Origin of the sequence: Chryseobacterium soli (assembly GCF_000737705.1) — a bacterium.
GTDB lineage: Bacteria > Bacteroidota > Bacteroidia > Flavobacteriales > Weeksellaceae > Chryseobacterium > Chryseobacterium soli.
Genome location: NZ_JPRH01000001.1, coordinates 99,964 through 122,442 on the forward strand (window position 1 = coordinate 99,964; position 22,479 = coordinate 122,442).

The 22,479-nt window shown below is 34.3% G+C and carries 22 protein-coding genes; 19 read left to right on the top strand and 3 right to left on the bottom strand.

What is annotated here, in order from left to right; genetic code table 11:
• The first annotated feature begins 17 nt into the window (after positions 1–17).
• The 16 genes from IW15_RS00465 to IW15_RS00540 all read left to right on the top strand — a co-directional run bounded on the left by IW15_RS00465 (position 18) and on the right by IW15_RS00540 (position 17,855).
• Positions 18–971: a glycosyltransferase gene (locus IW15_RS00465; RefSeq protein ID WP_034708379.1), complete on the top strand. Its 954-nt coding sequence runs from the start codon at positions 18–20 to the stop codon at positions 969–971.
• A gap of 11 nt (positions 972–982) precedes the next feature.
• Positions 983–2,482, top strand: a complete 1,500-nt coding sequence (locus IW15_RS00470; RefSeq protein ID WP_034708380.1) for a hypothetical protein — start codon at positions 983–985, stop codon at positions 2,480–2,482.
• A gap of 24 nt (positions 2,483–2,506) precedes the next feature.
• On the top strand, positions 2,507–3,610 hold the full coding sequence (locus tag IW15_RS00475; RefSeq protein WP_034708382.1) for a DegT/DnrJ/EryC1/StrS family aminotransferase: 1,104 nt from the start codon (positions 2,507–2,509) through the stop codon (positions 3,608–3,610).
• The gene (locus IW15_RS00480) at positions 3,597–5,108 is read left to right on the top strand and encodes a glycosyltransferase (RefSeq protein ID WP_034708384.1); all 1,512 of its coding nucleotides are present in this window, start codon (positions 3,597–3,599) and stop codon (positions 5,106–5,108) included. The genes IW15_RS00475 and IW15_RS00480 overlap by 14 nt, the downstream gene beginning before the upstream one ends.
• Positions 5,105–5,719 carry a DapH/DapD/GlmU-related protein gene (locus tag IW15_RS00485; RefSeq protein WP_084681339.1) on the top strand — a complete coding sequence of 205 codons (615 nt, stop codon included), beginning with the start codon at positions 5,105–5,107 and terminating at the stop codon, positions 5,717–5,719. The genes IW15_RS00480 and IW15_RS00485 overlap by 4 nt, the downstream gene beginning before the upstream one ends.
• 2 nt (positions 5,720–5,721) lie before the next feature.
• Positions 5,722–6,834, top strand: a complete 1,113-nt coding sequence (locus tag IW15_RS00490; protein WP_034708385.1) for a glycosyltransferase WbsX family protein — start codon at positions 5,722–5,724, stop codon at positions 6,832–6,834.
• A complete protein-coding gene (locus tag IW15_RS00495; RefSeq protein ID WP_051881662.1) occupies positions 6,831–7,958 on the top strand; it encodes a glycosyltransferase WbsX family protein in 1,128 nt (375 codons plus the stop codon). The genes IW15_RS00490 and IW15_RS00495 overlap by 4 nt, the downstream gene beginning before the upstream one ends.
• A complete protein-coding gene (locus IW15_RS00500; RefSeq protein WP_051881664.1) occupies positions 7,951–8,796 on the top strand; it encodes a glycosyltransferase family 2 protein in 846 nt (281 codons plus the stop codon). Before IW15_RS00495 ends, IW15_RS00500 begins: the two co-directional genes overlap by 8 nt.
• 147 nt (positions 8,797–8,943) lie before the next feature.
• Positions 8,944–9,612 carry an NAD-dependent epimerase/dehydratase family protein gene (locus IW15_RS00505; RefSeq protein ID WP_034708386.1) on the top strand — a complete coding sequence of 223 codons (669 nt, stop codon included), beginning with the start codon at positions 8,944–8,946 and terminating at the stop codon, positions 9,610–9,612.
• A gap of 318 nt (positions 9,613–9,930) precedes the next feature.
• Positions 9,931–10,752, top strand: coding sequence for a glycosyltransferase family 2 protein (locus tag IW15_RS00510; RefSeq protein WP_034708388.1), 822 nt, complete (start codon positions 9,931–9,933; stop codon positions 10,750–10,752).
• Positions 10,749–11,576, top strand: coding sequence for a glycosyltransferase (locus tag IW15_RS00515; protein WP_084681340.1), 828 nt, complete (start codon positions 10,749–10,751; stop codon positions 11,574–11,576). Before IW15_RS00510 ends, IW15_RS00515 begins: the two co-directional genes overlap by 4 nt.
• An 88-nt stretch (positions 11,577–11,664) precedes the next feature.
• Entirely contained in the window at positions 11,665–12,603 is a 939-nt protein-coding gene (locus tag IW15_RS00520; protein WP_034708392.1) for a glycosyltransferase family 2 protein, read from the top strand.
• 297 nt (positions 12,604–12,900) lie between these two features.
• Positions 12,901–13,443 (top strand): acyltransferase, encoded by a 543-nt coding sequence (locus tag IW15_RS00525; RefSeq protein ID WP_034708394.1) that lies wholly within the window; start codon positions 12,901–12,903, stop codon positions 13,441–13,443.
• The gene (locus IW15_RS00530) at positions 13,444–14,283 is read left to right on the top strand and encodes a glycosyltransferase family 2 protein (protein ID WP_034708396.1); all 840 of its coding nucleotides are present in this window, start codon (positions 13,444–13,446) and stop codon (positions 14,281–14,283) included.
• Positions 14,283–15,437, top strand: a complete 1,155-nt coding sequence (locus tag IW15_RS00535; RefSeq protein WP_034708398.1) for a glycosyltransferase — start codon at positions 14,283–14,285, stop codon at positions 15,435–15,437. The genes IW15_RS00530 and IW15_RS00535 overlap by 1 nt, the downstream gene beginning before the upstream one ends.
• Before the next feature lie 924 nt (positions 15,438–16,361).
• Entirely contained in the window at positions 16,362–17,855 is a 1,494-nt protein-coding gene (locus IW15_RS00540) for a phosphoethanolamine transferase (RefSeq protein ID WP_051881666.1), read from the top strand.
• A 166-nt stretch (positions 17,856–18,021) separates the two neighbouring features.
• Here the strand turns inward: IW15_RS00540 and IW15_RS00545 are convergent, their stop codons facing one another.
• Genes IW15_RS00545 through IW15_RS00555 form a run of 3 tightly spaced genes read right to left on the bottom strand, consistent with a single transcriptional unit; the run spans position 18,022 to position 20,010 of the window.
• Positions 18,022–18,783 carry an SDR family NAD(P)-dependent oxidoreductase gene (locus tag IW15_RS00545; protein WP_034708401.1) on the bottom strand — a complete coding sequence of 254 codons (762 nt, stop codon included), beginning with the start codon at positions 18,781–18,783 and terminating at the stop codon, positions 18,022–18,024.
• Positions 18,783–19,016 carry a phosphopantetheine-binding protein gene (locus tag IW15_RS00550; RefSeq protein ID WP_034708403.1) on the bottom strand — a complete coding sequence of 78 codons (234 nt, stop codon included), beginning with the start codon at positions 19,014–19,016 and terminating at the stop codon, positions 18,783–18,785. Before IW15_RS00550 ends, IW15_RS00545 begins: the two co-directional genes overlap by 1 nt.
• A gap of 19 nt (positions 19,017–19,035) precedes the next feature.
• Positions 19,036–20,010 (bottom strand): ketoacyl-ACP synthase III, encoded by a 975-nt coding sequence (locus tag IW15_RS00555; RefSeq protein WP_034708406.1) that lies wholly within the window; start codon positions 20,008–20,010, stop codon positions 19,036–19,038.
• Positions 20,011–20,054: 44 nt separating this feature from the next.
• On the opposite strand from IW15_RS00555, the gene IW15_RS00560 reads away from it, so the two are divergent.
• The 3 genes from IW15_RS00560 to IW15_RS00570 are packed head-to-tail and all read left to right on the top strand — an operon-like array spanning position 20,055 to position 22,397.
• Complete coding sequence (locus tag IW15_RS00560) at positions 20,055–20,627, top strand: acyltransferase (RefSeq protein ID WP_034708409.1); 573 nt, start codon at positions 20,055–20,057, stop codon at positions 20,625–20,627.
• 52 nt (positions 20,628–20,679) lie between these two features.
• A complete protein-coding gene (locus IW15_RS00565) occupies positions 20,680–21,831 on the top strand; it encodes a glycosyltransferase (protein WP_034708412.1) in 1,152 nt (383 codons plus the stop codon).
• A gap of 11 nt (positions 21,832–21,842) precedes the next feature.
• Positions 21,843–22,397 (top strand): serine acetyltransferase, encoded by a 555-nt coding sequence (locus IW15_RS00570; RefSeq protein ID WP_034708414.1) that lies wholly within the window; start codon positions 21,843–21,845, stop codon positions 22,395–22,397.
• Positions 22,398–22,479: the final 82 nt, after the last annotated feature.

Consider the following 22,479-nt stretch of genomic DNA (forward strand, 5'->3'; position numbering starts at 1 on the left):
GTTCAAAACTTCATTGTATGGAATCTAAAAAACTATCCTTAATTCTTCTTTCTTATTATAGCGAAAAACGCATCGTAAAGGTGTATGAAAACGTCAAAGAATTATTAGAAAAAAACAATATTCCTTTTGAATTCATTATCGTAGATGATGGATCAGCTGATGATTCCTACAAAATAGCGTTGGAACTGGAAAAAAATAATTCAAACGTCAGAGCATATCAGCTTAGTAGAAATTATACAAGTCACTACTCTATTTTTGCAGGGCTGTCATTAGCAGAAGGAGACTGTGCACTACCTCTTGTTGATGATGAACAGCAACCCTATGATACTATCGTAGATATGTACAATATTTGGCTTAAAGGAGAAAAAATTATTATTCCACATAGAATCACGCGTGATGATAGCTGGAAAAGCAGTCTTTTTTCAGAAGCCTACTATACAATTATGAACGCTCTTACGGAAGTAACATTCCCTAAAGGTGGTGCTGATTTATTTTTCATTGACCGGGAAATAATTAATATCCTCAACAAAAGGATACATCCGAGAAATACATCAACGGTTGCAGAGATTTTGAGATTAGGATTTAATCCTTACTATTATGGCTATCAGCGGCCATTAGGAGTTAATGAGAAATCTCGCTGGACTGTAAAAAAGAAATTAAGACTGGCAAAAGATACTTTCTTTTCATCATCTTCATTTCCCATAAAATTTATATTCAATCTGGGACTTTGGGTCTCTTTAATTTCGTTTCTTCTTATTGTATTTTACATCTATATTAAGATTTTTGGCAGTCCATTTTTCAATGATATACAACCTAAAGGGTGGACCAGTATAATACTGTTCATATCATTTTTCGGGGGACTTATCCTTTTTTCATTGGGAATTATCGCAGAATATATCTGGAGAATTTTTGAAGAAGTTAAAGACCGCCCTGGATACATTATTAAAGAAAAAAACAGTTCTGAAAAATAAGCTCATTTATTATGCTGAATATATTTAAGAAAATACAGCCCATATATTACATAATAAGTGTTTTTTTATTGTGTCTAATATCCTCTTTTTTATCAAATGACAGACTTCCAGCTAAGTATGTAAGTATTTTTGATGAAAGAAATTACATTGAAATAATAAAAAATTTCTCGAAAAACCTTTCAGAACAAAGCTTCAATCCCTATTATATTTCCAGATTATTCATTCCTGGGATAGCCCATTTTATCCATCAATTGTTTGGTATTGAATATAGTTTGGACAATATCCAAATGGTTTTCACAATCCTTAATTGGCTAACCATTATCATCGCTTTATATTATTACTACAAAATTGTGAAAACGAAAAACTACAACCCAGCTGTGAGTATAATTGGCTTTTGTTTTCTTTTTGTTAATTTTTTTGTGCTTAAATTTTCAAACTACTATCCTATTTTAATGGATTTGTTTGGCTTTACCACGGGAATGATTTTATACTATTATCATATTGTAAAAAACAGAATAATGTTTTTTACAATATTACTCATCTCCATGTTTATCTTTCCGACCACTTTCTTAATTGCAATAGCAGCTGTGGCATCCAATATCATTATTTTTAATGAGAAAGGTTTGAATCTAGAAAAGCATTTTAACAGATATCTATATTCAATTTTTTCGTTATGTATTATATTTGAGCTTTTTTATCTGTATTCGCACTATAAGCTTTTCGTAAGTACTGCAAAGGGAGATTATCCCGTACAATCTTGCCTATTCTTAATTCCACTGACATTTATATTATTGAATTGTTTTATTTTTTTCGCAATCAAACATATGATAAGGCTATTCAACAATATTGTATTAAACATAAAGGGAATTCTATCTCCTTTGTTCATTATTTCAACAGCTATTATTATACTATTTGTATTAATAAGTAAATTTCTGAGTATTAATTTCAGAGATGGAGCTCCTCTTTCTTCAGAAAACTTTTTATTTAACTTAATATTTCAGGCTTTTTCATTTCCACTGAAATTCCTGATTACTCATTTTATATACTATGGATTGTTTGTTATTTTTATCTTATATTTTCGCAAACAACTATTTTCTTATGCCGCAGAACATTCAGATCCTTTTCTGAAAATTATAATAGTTTTATTTTCTGCATTTTTCATCTTAGGAACTGAAACAAGACAATTCTTACAATTTCTCCCTTTTATCGTTTTTATACTTTTAGATGCGATTAAAAAAGTGCGTTTTACTATTTATCAATTAACCGGTATTTTTACATTTCAATTATTGTGGTCCAGGTTCTGGTACACGATTAATACACCTGAAGGCTTTTTAGATAAAGCCCTAATACAAAAGCATTTTTTTGAATTTCCCGCACAAAACTATTTTCAATTCCAGGGTCCGTGGCTATCAACAGCCAATTCAATTATATATGGTTTAATATTTATTCTTACTTTTATAATTGTTGTAATTTTTTTTAAAAAAAATTCTAATACTAAATATAACGTTTAACATTACAGTACTTAATAACAGCAAATGATAAAATTCTTAGATCTTCAAAAAATCAATTTAAGACATCAGGAAGAAATAGAAAACAGATTATTACAGACATTCCGTTCCGGTTGGTATCTAATGGGTAATGACCTTGCCGCTTTTGAAAAAAATCTTTCTGAATATATAGGTACAACCCATGCCATTGGTGTTGCCAACGGATTAGACGCACTGCGCCTTATTCTTAGAGCCTATATCGAAATGGGAGTCATGAATCCAGGTGATGAGATTGTAGTTCCTTCAAATACGTATATCGCCTCTATTCTTGCTATTTCTGACAATCATTTGGTTCCTGTTCTTGCGGAACCTGATATTGATAATTATAACATTGATATAAAGAAAATTGAAGACAAAATAACTTCAAAAACGAAAGGCATTTTAATTGTGCATCTGTATGGAAGAACTGTTTTCTCCGAAGAATTGAAGGCTCTTGCTGAAAAACACCAATTAAAAATCATCGAAGATAATGCTCAGGCGATCGGTGCAGAATGGAATGATAAAAAGACAGGAAATTTAGGTGATGCTGCCGGTTTCAGTTTTTATCCTGGGAAAAATTTAGGCGCTTTGGGAGATGCAGGAGCCATTACAACCAATGATGATGAATTGGCGAAAACGATCAGAGCTTTAGCCAATTATGGTTCCAATCAAAAATACGTTAACATTTATCAGGGACTGAATTCAAGATTAGATGAAATTCAGGCTGCAGTTTTGGATATTAAACTAAAATACATAGACGAAGAAAATACTATAAGAAGAAACATTGCTAAAAGATATATTTCGGAGATATCAAATCCAAAGATAATCCTTCCTGAAAACCCAACTGACCAAAATGAGCATGTCTGGCATGTTTTCGTAGTAAGAACACATGACAGAGATCGTCTGCAGAATTATCTTACAGAAAACGGTGTGCAGACTTTAATCCATTATCCTATTCCACCACATAAGCAAGAGGCTTACAAAGAATGGAATGAATTATCATATCCAATCAGTGAGAAAATCCATCAGGAAATATTAAGTCTACCCATCTCTCCCGTAATGAGCGAACCAGAAATAAGTCAAATAATCTCAGCCTTAAATGATTTCAAATAAGAAACTTATTCAAGTAGATAAAATTCTGAAAAAGAATTTAAAACAATCTCTAAGTCAAAAGAATTTCGACTTGGCATTAAGACTTGTGGAACTATCTTCAAATCTTCAATATAATTATTGTTTCCACGATACTTTATACGACAAAGAATTGGAAGATTCTTTGAAAGAGATTGCTGATTCTATTTTCAAAACAGAAATCATACAACCTAAGCAAGATGTCGTTTTATTCTATGATTATTTTGGATTTGACAATAGAGGTCTTACACAACAATATTTAAGAGCATTACAAAGGCTAAATAAACGAATCGTCCTTGTATTTGAGAATAAAAACAGACATTATAAAAATGAAGCTATTCTAGCTGAAATCGAAAATTATGATAATAAAGCCGTTTATTATCTGGAGGGTAATAACAGAATAGAACTATGCGAAAGCTTATTCAGCATTCTATTAACTGAAAAACCAGAACATATATTAATGCATTTAATTCCTTGGGATACTATAGCCTATATGGTTTTCTATAAAATAAAAGGAGTTAAGCGGTATCAAATAAATTTAACAGACCATACCTTTTGGCTTGGTGTGGACATCACCGATGTGAATATCGAATTCCGTTCCTATGGATTAAATCTGTCTGAGCAACTAAGGAATATCCCAAGTAGTAAAAATAAAATACTTCCGTACTATCCTATTCTATCGAAGTCTGAATTCCAAGGTTTCAATTTTGAAAAAGAAGGAAAAAAAATCATATTTTCAGGAAGTACTTATTATAAAGTTTTAGGAAACCGCTTAGAATTTTTCGAAACAATCCATAAGTTATTACAACTTGATGAAAATTTGATTTTCGTCCTTGCCGGCAGTGGCAATGGTGCCGCAATCACTAAATTTATTAATGATAATAAATTAAACGACCGAATATTTTTAATTGGTGACCGGTATGATTTATATGAAATTATGCAGAGGGTAGATTATTATATCTCTACATTCCCATTTACGGGAGCATTAATGACACAAACAGCTGTAGCAGCCAATATACCTGTCTTTGCCTACGTATCTCCGGAAAGCCTTTTTAATGATTTAAAAGATCTGCTCTATAAATCGGATACCTTCAAAAACATTAATAATTTAAATACATTAGTAGATGAATTCTCTAGGGAACACAAAAAGGGAGACAGGGAAGTATCTTATACCGATTTAATGATTAGCGAAGAAGAATTCGCTACAGGATTAGAAAAGATTTTCATGGATGAAAATCCAATGCAATTTCTTGAAAAGAGAGAGGAAGTATACGATTCTTATAAAACATTCAATGATTTAATGTTAGAATCTGAAAACTTCTATAATCCGTTGTTTGATAATACTTTAAATAAATTTTTATCCAGTAGCGAAAAGTTTAAAATATTTCCTGATTACAGATTACGTTACTATAAAAAAACGTTCAAAGAAAGTAAAATTCAGTTTATAAAATTGCTGTATTACCATATAACAAATAAATTATGAATTTTTTAAAAAAATATATTGTAAAATTTCTAAGCAAAGTGCTGAATTCAAGCACATATAAAGCCCAGCAGCAGGCAAGAAATAATGCTTGGGCCAGAAACAATTTTAAAAAATTTGGCGCCAACTCCAACCTTCCGGATGTCTTTTATATAAAAAGTCCTGAATACATATCGATAGGTAAAAATTTAATGTCTTTATATAACTTAAGATTAGAAGCGTGGGATAATTTCAGAGGAGAAAAATACACGCCTGAAATAGTAATTGGTGATAATGTAATCTTTAATTCTGATGTTCATATTGGTGCTATAGATAAAATCGTCATAGGAAATAACGTACTTATGGCGAGCAGAATATATATATCGGACCATACCCACGGAAATATAACCGGTGATGATCTTAAAAACATCCCTGCTATGAGGCCTTTACATTCCAAAGGTCCCGTTATTATTGAAGATAATGTATGGATTGGCGAAGGAGTATGCATTCTTCCGGGGGTTACCATCGGCGAAAATTCTATTATTGGAGCGAACTCTGTAGTAAACAAAAGTTTTCCAAAAAACTCTATCATTGCAGGAATTCCCGCCAAAATAATAAAAACATTAGAAAACTGATTATGAAAAAAATAAGGCCTATTGCCCTTCATCTGCCTCAATACCACCCTTTCCCGGAAAATGACGAATGGTGGGGTAAAGGTTTTACAGAATGGACGAACGTAACCAAAGCAAAACCATTATTTGACAACCATTATCAGCCACATCTTCCCGCCGACTTAGGCTTTTACGACTTAAGACTGGAGGAGGCAAGAATGGCGCAGGAACTTCTGGCCAAAGAATATGGAATTTATGGTTTTTGTTATTATCACTACTGGTTTAATGGGAAAAGATTAATGAATGAGCCTGTTGACAGAAAATTAAAAAATCCAAAAGAAGATTTACCTTTCATGCTATGCTGGGCAAACGAAAACTGGACCAGACGCTGGGATGGCAACGATCATGAAGTTCTCATTGAACAAAAATACTCGGTTAAGGATGACGAAGACCACATTGATTTTCTGCTTCCTATTATGAAGGACCCAAGATATATCAAGGTAAATAATAAGCCAATTATTGTCATTTACAAGCCTAATATTCTTCCCAATGTACAAGAAACCATTAAGTGCTGGCGTGAAAAAGCAAAAGCAACTGGATTGGAATTGTATATCTGCCATATGGGCTTTTCCTATCAGAAAGACTGGGATCAGTTAGTAGATGGTTTTGATGCTGTCATTGACTTTGAACCTTTCGGAATACGCAGAAAAAGTGTTTTCAAAGAAATTCAGGAAAGAAGCAGGAAACCTGAAAAAGGGATTATAGATAAAATTAAAGGGCGTCTTGGTAAAAAAATAACAGAGAATACATACAATTCCGTTCCTTATCAATGGATGGGAGGAAACTTAACTCCTCAGAAGGATTTTCATTGTAAAATCTTTCCATCTGTTGTACCCGGATGGGACAATACTTCCAGAAGAGGTAAAAATCCAACGTTAGTCCTTGAAAATTCCACACCGCAGTATTTTGAGGATTGGCTTTCAAAAATCAAGTCTGATTTCACACCGTATTCTGAGGAAGAGAATTTCATTTTTATCAATGCCTGGAATGAATGGGCAGAAGGTAATCACCTGGAACCTGACCAAAAGTTTGGAAGAAAATATCTGGAAGTCGTTAAAAAACTATTTTTGAATCAATGATGAAAAAAATAAAACCATTAGCATTTTATCTCCCTCAGTACCACCCTGTTCCGGAAAATGATGAATGGTGGGGCAAAGGCTTTACCGAATGGACCAACGTCGCAAAAGCAAAACCTTTGTTTGAAGGACATGATCAGCCGATATACCCTGCAGATCTGGGATACTATGACCTTCGTCTCCCGGAAGTCAGAGAACAGCAGGCTCAAATGGCAAAAGACTATGGGGTACATGGGTTTATCTATTATCACTATTGGTTCGGAAACAGCAAGCAATTATTAGAGCGTATCGCAAAAGACGTATTGGAGACGGGAAAACCCGACTTCCCTTTCTGCTTCTGCTGGGCCAATGAAACATGGTCGGGAATATGGCATGGCCTGTCGGAAAAAATATTAGCAGAACAGGTGTATCCTGATGAAAAGGACCTGATTGCTCATTTTGAATATCTTTTACCTTTCTTTAAAGACGACAGGTATATAAAAGTGGATAATAAACCGGTTTTTATTATCTATGATCCCAATCACTTACATGAAGGTGATCCTTACTATATTTCGAAATTCAGAGAACTTGCCAAGAAAAATGGCTTTGATGACCTGTACATTATGGCTTCCAATAAACTTCGTGATGATCTCCTTGATTATAAATCGCTGGGATATAACGGCAAGATTTCCAATGCATTTCAAAAAGCATGGGGCCCTTACATTGAAGCCAAAGAATATATATCACACTATAAGTATTATAAAAACAGGATCAAAGGACTGATTGGAATTAAGCGAAAAAAACAGCAGCAGGTCAGAATGCAGAATGCAGAATTAGTCGTCAATGATCTGAAATTTGAAGAACAGAATATTCCTACATTCCCTTGCATACTGCCCAACTGGGATAATACCCCCAGAAGCGGTTACAGAGGAATTATACTGGATAATAATTCGCCGGCACTGTTTGAAAAACAAATAGAAAAAGCCGTAGAATACCTGGAAGATAAAAAATATCCGGAACCTTTTTTAATCATCAAATCCTGGAATGAGTGGGCAGAAGGAAATATCCTGGAGCCTGACCGAAAAAATGGTTTTGCCTATTTGGAAACCCTGAAAAAAACGTTACATAAACACGATATAAATGAGTAAATTCAGCCTACTTATTGCCAATTATAATAATGGTCATTTTTTTGAAAAATGCTATCAGAGTTTACTTTCCCAGACTGAAACAGATTGGGAGGCTGTTATTTTAGATGATGGATCGACTGATAACTCGCTTGGCATCATCAAACAGATTACTCAAAATGATTCCCGGTGTAAAATATACCAAAACGAAGGAAATAAGGGAATCGGATATACCAAAAGAAGATTAATAGAACTGTCAGAAGCTGAAATATGCGGTTTTTTGGATCCTGACGATGCATTGGTTTCTCATGCATTGGAAATCGTTCTGAAAACCCATGAAGAAAATAAAGAAGCAGGCCTGGTATACTCGAATTTGATATTTTGTGATGAACATTTAAACCCAAAATCAGTACATAAAGGAAAACAAATCACAGAACTGGATCAATCTTACTATAATTTTAATGGTGAGATTTCACATTTTGCCTCTTTTAAAAAGAAGACATACAATCAGACATCCGGTATTGATACGTTTTTAAAGATTGCTGAAGATAAAGACTGGTACATGAAAATGTGTGAAGTCGCGCCTGTTAAGTATATCGATGAAGATCTGTATTTGTACAGAATTCACAATAACGGAATTTCCACCAATAAAAATACCGAGAAGGCTTTGTATTGGCATTGGGTAGCCCTGATTAAAATGGCTGAAAGAAGAAATGTTAATATAGAAGATCTTTTTGTTCAGAATTATGTTTCCAAAAGAAAGTATGAGCACGTCACCAATACATTAGGCCGTGTAAAAAATTCAAGATGGGCAAAACTAGGAAACAGACTTGGATTATTTAAAATTTTTAAATACTTATAATCCCCTTTTGAAAATCAAATATTCCCATGAATGATTACATATCAAGCTTATGAGGCTTTATAATGTTGTTCAGAAAATGATGCTCAAAAACTTAAACAGACAAATATAAGTCATGATAAAATGGCTTAATTAGAAAAAAATTTATTGATGATTATTGGAAATGGTTTATTAGCAAATGCTTTAAGGAATTACGACAGAGATAACATTCTTTGTTTTGCTTCCGGAGTATCAAATTCCCTGGAAGAAAATCCTTCTGAATTTGAAAGAGAGCTTACTCTTTTAAAAACTAACGTTGAAAAATATCCTGATAAAAAGCTGGTCTATTTTTCAACATGCAGTATTTATGATCCCACAAAAACAAACAGTCCCTACGTTATCCATAAATTAAATATTGAAAATTTCATCGTTAAAAACTGTACCGATTTTGTGATTTTCAGGGTGGGAAATGCTGTAGGAAAAGGAGGAAACCCTAATACATTAATCAACTTTCTCAAAAACGCAATTGTATCGGAAACGCCATTCACCCTTCACAGCAATGCAGGAAGAATCCTGATCGGCATACATGATATTGCCTTATTTGCAGATCGTTATCTTAACAGCCTTACCAATGAAATTGTGAATCTGGCCTTCCCTTACCAGTATTCGCTTTCAGAAATTCTGTCTCAACTGGAAAAACACCTTGACAAAAATGCAGTGTACGAAAATACCGATGAAGGTTCTTTTTATACGATTGAATTCAGCCCGCTGACAAAAGAATTCTTTACCGGAATATCATCAGAAAACTATTTAAAAAAATTATATTCAGCTTATTTATAATAAAAAATAAATCAAACAGGTCTTTTCTTGAAAATCAGTGTTCCCTGTTTACTACAAGAAAAATTGTAACTTTACGACCGTGAATTCTGCATCAGAATAACAGCTTATGTACATTCACTTTTTATATCCCTCAATAAAAATTATACAAATGTTCGAAACCACCTTAATCAGGATTCCCCTTCCTGAAAATGATTACAAAAAACGGATGGAGATTTTTTCTTTCCATCAAAAACATACTGCTTTCGCAGCTACTACATACGGATATCAACGTTTTTAAAACTATTGTAATGATCTTTTTTAGAATAAAAAAAATAGGTAATGGCAAATAAAGTATCCATCATTGTTCCGTGCTTTAATCATGCAAAATATCTGGAAGAATGCATTCAATCCATTAATAACCAATCGTATACCAACTGGGAATGCATCATCGTGAATGATGGTTCTACGGACGATACTGAAACGGTATCCCGCAAGCTCGAAAACGAAAAAGTACGATATATATATCAAGAAAACAAAGGCTTGCCCGGAGCAAGAAATACAGGGATCAGAAATGCTTCAGGAGATTATATTCTGCCTTTGGATGCTGATGATACACTGAATCCGCTTGCCTTAGAAAAAATGATCGCGGTTTTTAATCAGACTCCGGAAACATTAATCGTTTTCTCGGATACAGTAACTTTCGGAAGCACCAACAAAAAGTCTAATTTACAGGAAAAATTCACCCTTAAAGAACTTCTTTTAGGGAATAAATTATACTGTACGTCTATGTTTCCCAAAAAATATTTTGATGCAGGAATCATCTTTGATGAAAAATTAAGACATGGCTTTGAAGACTGGGAATTCTGGATCCAGCTGATAGATGCTAACAGAGAAAAACCTATTACCAAAATAGATTATACTGTTTTCAACTACAGATCACATCCCGAAACATCTATGATCAAAGAGATCGTTGGAAATAACGACAAAAAAGAGATCATTTACCACGCGGTTTATGAAAAACACAAGAAGCTCTTTCATGAATTTTTCCCAAGCTATATTGCGCTCTTAAATAGAAAGAATTTCTATGAACAAAAACTGGAGAGGATATACAGCAGCAAACCATACAGAATATATAACTTTTTAATAAATTTGTTTAGATGAGTCAGTTCGTACATATCATAATGACAAGATTCAATGTTCCAACAAAAGGTTGGGACGAGACCCGTTCAGGATTCAAACCTCTCACGGAAGAATGGCTGGACGACCGGTTCAAACTATTCAGAACGTATGTTCTTCCTTCTTATAAAAACCAGACTAATCAGAACTTTATCTGGCTTCCTTTTTTTGATATCAATACTTCTGATAAATTCAGAAAAATTATAACCGAGATAGCGGAAGAATATCCGACATTCAAACCTGTTTTTGTACAGGATTTCGACGATATGAAAGTTAAGGCTGTAGAAGTGATTCCACAGTTCTTTACTCCGGATACAAAATTCGTCATTACCGCTGAACTTGATAACGATGATATGCTCCATAAGGATTATGTAAAGACGGTACAGGAGCACTTTAAACCTATCCATGATCTTGTCATCGATTTAAGAAGAGGATATCAGCTTACCATTTTACCGGAACACAAAGCTTTGGTAAAGGCTTATAATGCTGTCGCCAATCCATTTGTGAGCTTGGCAGAAAGCACTGATAGGTTTAAAACCATGCTCAAAGAAAGAGCCCACAACAGCTACCGTGATTATGAGAATTTCTCTGTAGAAGACAGCAAAGAGATGTATATTCAGATTGTTCATCAATTTAATTTAATGAATAAATCGTTTAAACATAAAGCAATATCTACAGTAGACTTTTCAGAATATGGAATGACTGAAGAAACAAGGTTTACAATAGACAGTTTCAAAACACTTCAGCATAATATTGGCAGAATTCCTTTTGTATTGAACCTTATTGCAAAAAAAATATTTAAGAAATAGGCTCATCAGAACATAAGGCTTAACATTCTACAGAAATTAAGAGAAAAAATAGCCAATTATTGACAATTAAAAGCACAGCTTGACACCAATGAAAATTTCCATAATAGTTCCCGTTTACAACGCTGAAAAATTTGTCTCTCAGGCGGTAGAATCAGCTCTCCAATTTGAAGAAGTCTATGAGGTGATTCTAGTCGAGGATAAATCTCCGGACAATGCATTGCTGGTTTGCCAGGAACTCGCAGAAAAACACAGCAGGGTAAAGCTCTATCAACATCCCGACAAAGCCAACCATGGAGCCGGAGCCAGCAGAAATTTAGGGATACAAAATGCAACAGGAGATTTCATTGCATTTCTGGATGCTGATGACTATTATCTTCCCAATCGGTTCGATGCAGAAAAAGAACTTTTTAAAAATGAAGCGGTTGAAGGAGTTTACGGCGCCATAGGAGTTCATTACTATTCCGAAAAAGCAAAGGAACAGTATTACAGAGTATTTGGAGACCGCCTAACTACCGTTTATAAAAAGCATGAACCTAAAGATGTTTTCCCGGGACAGCTTAATATGAGAGGAACTTTTGGCCTTTTCAGTATTGATGCCCTAACCATAAGAAAAAGCGCTTTAAAAAAGATGGAATTTTTCTTTAAAACTCATCTGAAACTTCATCAGGATACCGAATTTTTATTCCGGTTATCTTATTACCTCAACTTATATCCCGGAGTTCTGGATAAAGCAGTTGCTATCAGAGGTGTACACGAGAACAACAGAATCACCAAAGTAGATTCCGGAGAAGTAAAACCCGCTACGACAAGAGTCGTACTTTGGAAAGAAGTAAACCATTGGGCAGAGCACGAAGCCACACTTCCTAAAGAAATTAAGGTCCATATAAAAAGAGTATACCGAAGTTTTGAGATCGCTAATGCTCCTCTTTTACGGAAATGGGGAATGATCACAAAATATCTGTTTACAGATTACCGAAGTATACGTTCAGGACTATATAATATCAATTTCAGGAAAGATCTTTTTTAAAGTTTCTTCCTGAAATTACTTTTTTTGGAAATCTCATCTTTTCCTAAAAGATTCCTCAGCGGTTTTAAATGTGATGTGGCTTATCTTCCCAGAAATAGTTCTTTACTTTATTAAAAATACCCGCGCAAAATTTACAACATTTATCTTTTCTGAGTTTTTCAAGCAACTCCGGTATGATTTCACGACAGTCATATTTTGTTTAAAGTGTTAATTTTAAGGCACAAAAGTAAGATTTAATTATTATAATTCTGTAAAACAAATTATCTTTGCGAACTACAAATGTGAAAAAAAGTAAATATGTTTTATGAAATTTTTGCAAAACTCCAGAGAAAGAGCCAAATTTCCCTTCTCAAGCAACATCCTAATGTTTTCTTCAAGGAAATAAAATTGGGCAATAACAACTATTTCATCTTACACGACCATTTAAAAAAAATAAGTATTGGTGATTCTGTCAGCTTCCGGAATTTTGTACATATTCTTGTGCAAAAGAATGCCAGTTTGGAGCTGGGAAATAATTTTTTCATGAATAATTTCTGTTCTATCAATTGCCTTGACCATATTTCAATAGGCGATAATACGTTATTTGGGGAGAATGTAAAATTATATGATCATAACCACACCTACCAAACATCGCCGGAATACAAATTATTTCCCTCTGATTTTACAACTGCTCCCATAAAGATTGGAAAGAACTGCTGGCTCGGAAGTAATGTTACCGTTTTAAAAGGCGTAACTATAGGTGATAACTGCATCATAGGGGCAGGATGCTGTATTTATAAAGATGTTCCCGCAAATACCAGAGTAGTCAACAAACAAGAATTAATTTTTAAAGAACAATAAATGAAGTTTTCCATCCTTATTGCCCATTATAATAATGCGCTTTTTTTCAAGGACTGTTTTGAAAGCATACTGAAGCAAACATACACAGACTGGGAAGCTATCATTTTAGATGATGCATCGTCAACAGACGAAAAAAAGATCATACAAGAAATCATTTCAACCGATAAAAGATTCAAATTTTTTGAGAATGAAAAAAATTCCGGTGTGGGAGTAACTAAAAGTAAGCTCATTGAACTGGCAACAGGAGAAGTATGCGGCTTTTTAGATCCTGATGATGCTATTACTCCTACCGCCGTTCAAAAGTGCATGGATATTTTTCACTCAAAAAGCGAGGTTGTTCTTACTTATTCAAGATTCATGACCTGTGACCAACACCTTAAGTCTATTTCACCATTTGCCTCAGCAAGACAGGTTCCCAATAATGACCCTTATTTTTTTAATTATCCTATTCAGATTGCCCATTTTGTTGCCTTTAGAAAGGATATTTATGAGCAAACTGAAAAGATGAACTCTACTCTGCGAATAGGGGAAGATCAGGATTTATATTTAAAAATGTATGAAAAAGGGAAAGTACAGTTCATTAATGAAACCAATTACCTTTACAGAACACATCAGGGAGGAATCTCCCAAAACGAAAATAAAAAAAGATCCCATGAGTATTTTGCTCAGGTGATCTTTAACACAATGAAACGAAGAGGCCTGAATATGATAAACGGCAAAAAGATCCCTGAAAATTATACAGATTCTCAGGAGATATTTAGTTTATTGAATTACCAAAATGAAATACCCTTCAGGATCAAGAAAAAAATAAAAATTACTTTACAATCAATCTTCGGATAATGTTAGAAAAAAAAATAAAAATTTTGTTCCGACACCGTTCTATGGAAATGGGAGGCGTAGAAAAAGTTCTTCTGGGACTTCTTAACAATCTCGATCCTAATAAATTTGAAATGACGGTGTGTTTAACACTCAATCAAGGTAAACTGCGCAACGAAATCCCTCAACACGTTAGAACCCTATACCTTACCGATGGAAAAGAAGATTTTTCCACCAATCCTTTCCTACAAAAACTGCAACTCGTCGCACGAAGGATACGTCTGAAAAAATTAAAAAATAATCCGGCTATTGCAGATCGTATGATCGATGATACTTTTGATGTAGAAATCGGGATGGATTATAGAGATTATGATGCCATTTTGCATTCAACGAACAAGAATTCAAAAAAAATAGGCTGGTATCACTCAGAAGTGAATGTTCCCGAATTTCAGCCTCTGGTTCCGGGAATTTTAAAAAGCTTTCCACAATTCGACCATATGGTGTACTGTTCACACAAAATAAAGGATATGATGCACCAATACTATCCGGACCTGAAATATCCACCTGAAAGTGTGATTATCAATCCTATTCCCATTGAGGAAATCAAGAAAAAAGCTGCAGAAAAGCTGGAAAACTTCCCGGAAGGAAAAGTTTTTGTTTCCATTGGCCGCCTTCATACCAGAAAAGGATACCATAAACTCATTGAGGCACATAAAAGACTCATCGATGAAGGATTTCATCACACCATTATTATCGTAGGCGATGGAGGGGAAATGAATAACCTAACCAACCAGGCAATTAAAAATAATGTAGAGAAAACTTTTATTTTAGTCGGAAATCAGATGAATCCTTATCCTTACATCAAAAACGCAGATTATTTTATTCTGCCATCTGAGTCTGAAGCATGGCCGCTGGTTATTGCTGAAGCATTGGTTCTTCAGAAACCTATTATAGCAACGAATGTAGGAGACATAGGAATGATGATCAGAGACAAAGAGACAGGCGTTCTTATCAGCTATGAGATTGACGAAATGTATGAATCGATGAAGGCATTTCTTACAAACGCGGAACTCGTTCATGGAATTAAAGAAAATCTTAAAAATATTGAAAGCCAGTTTGATAATAAAAAGATATTCGATGCAGTAGAAAATGTGATAGAAGATCTTTGCAAAAAATAAAGAATCCCGCTCCTTTTCCGATTGATTTTTTCAAGATAAAAATATGATGTTGAAATTATTCTGAAATCCCGATCGGGAAAGGTTACTATTTTGACCATACAGGAAACTTTCAACCTAAGGGCTAATTATAAATATGGCAAAAAAACATTAAGCTAACGCGCTATAAATCAATTCTCTTGAAATAAAAATCAATATAATGAAAATATTTTGATGAGTTCCGATTATAATGTTAACTTTAATGTCGTTCTAGATTATCTTATCATGAACAATCGCCGTCTGTTTCAGTTGTAAAAAAACAGGATAGACAATTACATTAACCGTAAAATTGAAGTGCCTTATACGACATAAAAGAAATTTCCCCTTGGATTTAAATGTTATTTCATATATTTTTGTCAAAGAAATTACTATTTAATTATGAAATAACAAAAAGAAATATATCAGTAAAATCCCATTATTTTTCTTTTTGGACCTGAATAAATAGGATAACGATGATTTATTCTGAAAAAAACTTAAGATTAAATTAAAAAACACAACCCACAACCATTATTAAATTTTAATATAATAATTTTGATGAAAAATAATTCCTTCTACTTATTAGTTGTTATTATTAACACATAGCTTCTCTTTTTATCATACGCAACAGAAGTATGTAAAAAACACTTATTCCAGCTTAAAAAAACTAAATATCAACAAGTTGATAGTGAATTTGTAGCGATAAAAAAATTCATACCATCGCCTTTTGTATAATAGAAAAAAGTTGCTAAAAACCACCCCATATTAATAACCAAAAAACAATGTAAACAAACTAATATCGTATTAATTATTTCCCAGCAATAGATCACTCAGGTTTTCATAAAATCATCTACAAGGTCTTGAAAAAATTGCATGATAAATACATATTAAAATAAACAATTTCATTCACTCATGGCAAAAAAAATTATTCTTGTTCTCACCCTCATCATATATCTAACAGGCTTTTTACTTTCATTCCCTTACATTTACGACAATTTATTCGGACCAGAAAAATTAGACAGCATCAGAAATTTTTTCGAATATGGGATTATGTTCTGCTCTTTTCTAGTCTTCAATGCCCTTCTTTTTAAAAACAAATACACTTCCGTCATAGGAGTACTTTTAATTCTGATCTTAGGTCTTAATTTCCTCATCTCTGTCTCATGCTTTTTTGTATATCATTCGGGATTCAATGTCGGAATGGCAATCAGTATTCTGGAATCCAATGTAAATGAAGCATTGAGCATGTCTTATATGTTTATTCTGCCAGGCATTTTGTTTATTGTCTTTACGGGAATGGTCCTATATTCCGTAAATTATCTTAGAAAAAATGTAGTTACGTTTAATATTAAATTTAGTATCATCGCCCTGCTGTGGCTGCTAATGCCAATCACTTTTCATCTTAAACACAAATATGTAAGCAATAAAGGGGGCGGAAAAATGATCAAAAGCGTTTATTATCATTTTTCAGACTTCAGTACTGCATTGAGAATTCAGGAAGACATTAATCTTATTAAGAAAAATGTTCCTGTTTTCAATATAAAAAAGATCCAGCCCGGAATAGAAAATGTAATCCTGATTATCGGAGAATCGGAAAGAAAACAGAATATGTCATTATATGGATATAACAAAAAAACAACGCCATATACAGACCTGCAGGCTAATAATATGCTGATATTTGACAACGCTGTATCTCCTGCCGGAATCACCAACCTAAGTGTTCCTTTAATGCTTTCAAGCATAGATCCGGACGAATTCAGATATAACTACAGTAAATTGTCATATAATATCATTAATCTGGCTAACCAAAGCTCTTATAATACATTTTGGATCAGTACCCAGGCGAGTGCCAAAGGAATCACAGCAATAGCCTCAATGGCTAAAAATAAAAAATGGGTAAATGGGTATGATGAAGCTATTATCCCGGAATTAAAAAATGTAATTCGTCAGAAGAATGACAAATTTATTGTACTCCATATTATGGGAAGCCACCCAAATCCATGCAACAGATTACCTGCCAACTGGAATTCTGCAGATTTAGACTGTTATGACAGTTCTATAAAGTATACAGACTTTGTGATGAAAGATATTTTCAGCACCCTTAAGAACACCAATTCTGTTGTGATTTATGCGTCAGATCACGGACTTAAAATGAAAGACAATAAATTATTACATGTTGACTCTAAAGAATCTACGCAGGTGCCGTTTTTCGTATGGTATGGTGATAAGGTACCTGAAATCTACAGAACGGTGGGCCACAATACAAAGCAGACCCAAACCACCTACATCTACCCTCTTATTATGAAATATATGGGTCTGGAAGAACCACAGCATTACAAAAATGAGAAAAACAGATATTTGAATTTAAATATGGTAGGCTCTGATTATAACAAATTAGAAGAGTAAATTTAATCATAAGATCATAAACATTTCACAAATCTTAACCGTGAAATGTTTATGATTTATCTTGTCTAATAGCCCAACATAAGTATTCAGAAAAATACAGATCTGAATAGATAGGGATGACTATTAAAAATCAATAAGACTCGAAAAAACTTTGTAGAAAATATTTTTATTGGGCAGAATATCCGCCATCGATCACGAGATTGGAACCCGTCACCCACTTTGCAGCATCCGAAAGTAAAAAGACACATGCATTCGCCACATCTTCCGGCTCACCAATTCCCAGCGGATGTTTTTTGAGAATTTCCTGAGAGGCCTCTTCTCCAATATTATCAAACATTTTTTCCAAAATGGGAGTATTTACCATAGCAGGACTTACACTGTTGACCCGGATGTTACTTCTGGAAAGTTCCATGGCCAAAGATCTTGCTCCGGAAACTACAGCGCCTTTACTGGCAGAATACGCTGTCTTCCCAATTTCCCCTACCATTCCTGCAACAGAAGAGATAAAAACAAAACTAGATTTTTCGTTTTTATATTTTTTCAGCGAAAGAATTTTAGCGATTTCAAATCCTGAAATAACGTTAACTGCAAAAATGTCATTGTACAATTGCGGAGTATGTTTCTTAAGCGGAAGCGTTTTTTCAATACCCGCACAATGAATGAAACCTGAAATTTTCCCCACAATATCAACTTTCTCAGCAATCAGCTCTTCGAGGTTTTCACAATGGGTAATATCTGCAATAATGGTTTCAACTTTGGTAGCAGGAGCCAGCATCATTACTGTTTTCTGCAGTTCCTCTTCGTTTCTTGCGATAAGGATGAGGGCGGCAGCTCCGTTGTTGCTGCATTCAACAGAACAGCTTCTCCCGATACCGGAAGAAGCGCCTGTTATAAGAATAGTTTTATCTTGTAAGGAAAAAGAACTCATTAGTCTTCAAAATTTTCTTTCCCGATAATGTCTGCTAAATCTGAAACGGTTTCAATATCTTTAAAATGTTTCGTATCAATTTTTTTGTTGAAGTTTTCATCTACAAATGCAATGACAGAAAGCAAGCTTATTGAATCGTAACTTTCTAATTCTTTAAGGTTAGTCTCAAGCGTCAGCGTTTGATCTTCTTCTAATTCTTCTTGTAATTTCTCTAAAAAAACGGATGTTTTCATATACTTTATGATTTTAAAATTAAATTTCCAATATGGTAGCTCCCCAGGAATACCCAACGCCAAACCCGGCCATTAAAATTCTATCTCCTTCTTTCAACATTCCTTTATCCATCATATTTTTCAGGGCAATTGGAATGGTTGCAGAAACGGTATTTCCTGTTTTTGCCATGTCAATATAAAACTTTTCTGCTGGTATTTTTGCCTTTTTCCGTAAATAATTCAGCATGAAAGAATTGGCCTGATGGAAAACAAAATGGTCGATATCATCCATGGTCAGATTATTTACTGCCAATGTTTCTTTGATAAGTCCCGGAATATTTTCAATCGTAAAATTAAAAATTTCAGGCCCATTCATGTAAAGATCTTCCGCTCCAAATTCGTTATTAGGGTTTAATTCAAAATCAGTTTTAAAAGCACCCTTTTTCACGATAAGGTTTTCCGCACCACTTCCGTCCGTACCGAGGCAAAATTCATACCCTTTCGCATTTTCTGCCTTTTCAATAATGGTTGAGGCCGATGCATCTCCGAATATACTCCGGTTTGCTTTATCTTTTGGATTAAGATGTTTTGTGTAAGTTTCTGAAGTAACCAGTAAAACACTTTTAGCGATGCCCGTGGCAATAAGCCCTTTAGCAAAAGCTAATCCGTACACAAAACCGGAACATCCTAAATTAAAGTCTATGGCCCCGATATTCTTTCTTAATCCAAGCTTATCCTGTAAAATACAAGCGGTAGTCGGCAGGAAGTACTCCGGACTCTGAGTACAGAACAGAATAAAGTCTACTTTGTTTCTGTCATAATTCTCGAAAAGCTTTTCTGAAGATTGTACAGCGAGATCCAATACGGTCTCATTATCAGCAGAGATGTGACGCTGTGTGATCCCTATTTTTTCTTCGATCCTTTCGGAACTCCATTCGGGAAATTCTTTTTCCAAATCCTCATTGGTAAGAACCAGCTCAGGCAAATAATATTCTATTTTGGAAATTTTTATCATATAAATTCTTTTTCTTTGCAAAAGTAAAAAACAAATGTACGATAATGAAAATATTTATTTTTAGAATCCTTTTAAAAATATATTCTCTCTACCACTCCCTCCTGAACAAAGCTAGCCTTGAAGCGGCAAAACACAGAGGAATGAAGGTTGGAAAGAGTTTCAATATGCCTGATAAAGTGTATTTTGGAACAGAACCTTACCTTATTGAGATCGGCGATCATGTGAATATTGCAGCAGGTGTACGTTTTGTAAATCATGGGGGAACCACTACTCTTCTGAGAAGACTTCCCGGGTATGAGGATGCGAGAATTTTTGGAAGAATAAAGATCGGAAACAACTGTACCATTGGCATCAATTGTGTCATTATGCAGGATGTACAAATCGGCAATAATTGTATCTTAGGTGCTAATTCGGTATTATCACAATCGATGCCCGACAATACGGTTTTCATAGGAAATCCGGCTCAGTTCCTTTGCACAATTGAAGACTATGGCGATATTGTTTTAAAAAACAATCCGGAATATCCCCGCGAACTGGAAAAAGACAGAAAAAAGCTGGATGAATATGTAAAGGCTAACCTGCCTTATAAATTCAAAAAAGCCAGAAGAATAAAATAAACACAATTCCTGAACAAAAATTTATTTACTCAAAAAGTAATTGATCAACTGTATGCTGAAAAAGAAGAAAATACTGATCAGAATAGGGTCGCTGCGCCATGGAGGTGCAGAAAAAGTCCTTGTTAATTTCCTGAAAAATCTCCCGGAAGATAAATATGAAGTAGATCTGCTGATCAACCTTTATACAGGGATGTACATCAAAGAAGTTCCATCATGGGTCAATATGTATCATCTGCTGAAAGGCGAAATGATTACCACCAACAAGCCTCATGAGATCCCTGTAAAAATATTCAGAGTACTGTATCAAAAGATGTTTCTCTGGTTCCCTTTTCTCTTATATCGTTTTGTTTTAAAAAATAAAAAATATGATGTTGAGATCGCTGCAATCCACGGAATGTACAGAGAACTATTATCAAGTCCTCAAAAAGAATCAAAAAAGATCATCTGGATTCAAAATGACATCTTTAACCTGAAAGAATTTACACCCGATGTAATCAGGCAGCTCTTCAAATTTGACAGAATATTGGTCATTTCCAATAAACTGAAAGAAGAAATGCAGAAACTGGCCCAGAATGACCGTGAAAAACATGCCGTCATTAAAATTTTCAACCCAATTGACAAAGCAGATACGTTACAGAAAGCGAATACAGCAATCGATGATTATCCTTTTTCCAATGACATCCCTACTTTCATTACCATTGGAACGGTTTATCCGCAGAAAGGATATGACAGACTTCTGGACGTCCATAAAAAACTGATTGACGAAGGTCTTCGGCACCAGATCATCATCATTGGTGATGGTTTTGATTATGTAAATATCCATGCGAAACTGGATCAGTTGAGTCTTCAGGATACGGTAAAAATGCTGGGCTTCAGAAGCAATCCATATCCTTATCTGAAAAAAGCAGATTTTTATGTAATGTCTTCCAGACATGAAGGTTTTCCAACCATTATCGCAGAAGCATTAATTTTAAATAAACCTATTGTATCTACAGATGTTTCAGGGATAAGAGATCTTCTTCAGGAAGGTAAATTAGGAATTATTACGCCCAACTCAGAGGATGGAATCTACGATGGAATGAAAAAGTTTCTTACCGACAAAAGTCTGTCTGCACAATATGAAAAAGAAATCGCAGCGGCAGACCTTCCTTTTGTCCTGCAAAAATCCGTAGCACATCTACAGGAAATTATTGACGGACTCTAAATATTTCTATCATGCCAGAGCACACAGTAATACAGAAAGATTTTTACAGGGAAAGCGGCAGATGGCTTTCTTCATTTGAAATTTTGAAAAAATGCATCAATCCGAACCTGCATTTTATTTTTATATTGAGAAAAGCCCAACAGTATAACAGAAAGCCTGTTTTAGGGATATTCTGGAAATTTATTCTCAGACATTACCAAATTAAATACGGCTATCAGATTTATCCCGAAACCGAAATTGGGGAAGGTTTTTACTTAGGACACTGGGGAAGTTTAGTGATCAATCCTAACGCTAAAATCGGGAAAAACTGCAATATTGCACAAGGGGTTACCATCGGTCAGCAAAACCGGGGTAAATTACAGGGCTTTCCGACGATCAGTGATGAAGTATGGATTGGCTCCAATGCGGTAATCGTAGGCGGCATCACTATTGGAAATAATGTTTTAATTGCTCCCAATTCATATGTTAATTTTGATGTACCCGCCAATTCTGTAGTCATGGGTAACCCAGGGACGATTTATCCCACAGAAAGAGCAACAGAAGCCTACATTAATAATACAATATAAAATACGATATTACTAAGCTGTTAAACGTATAAACCGTCTCAATACAGATTGAGACGGTTTTTTTACACTATTAAGAATATTT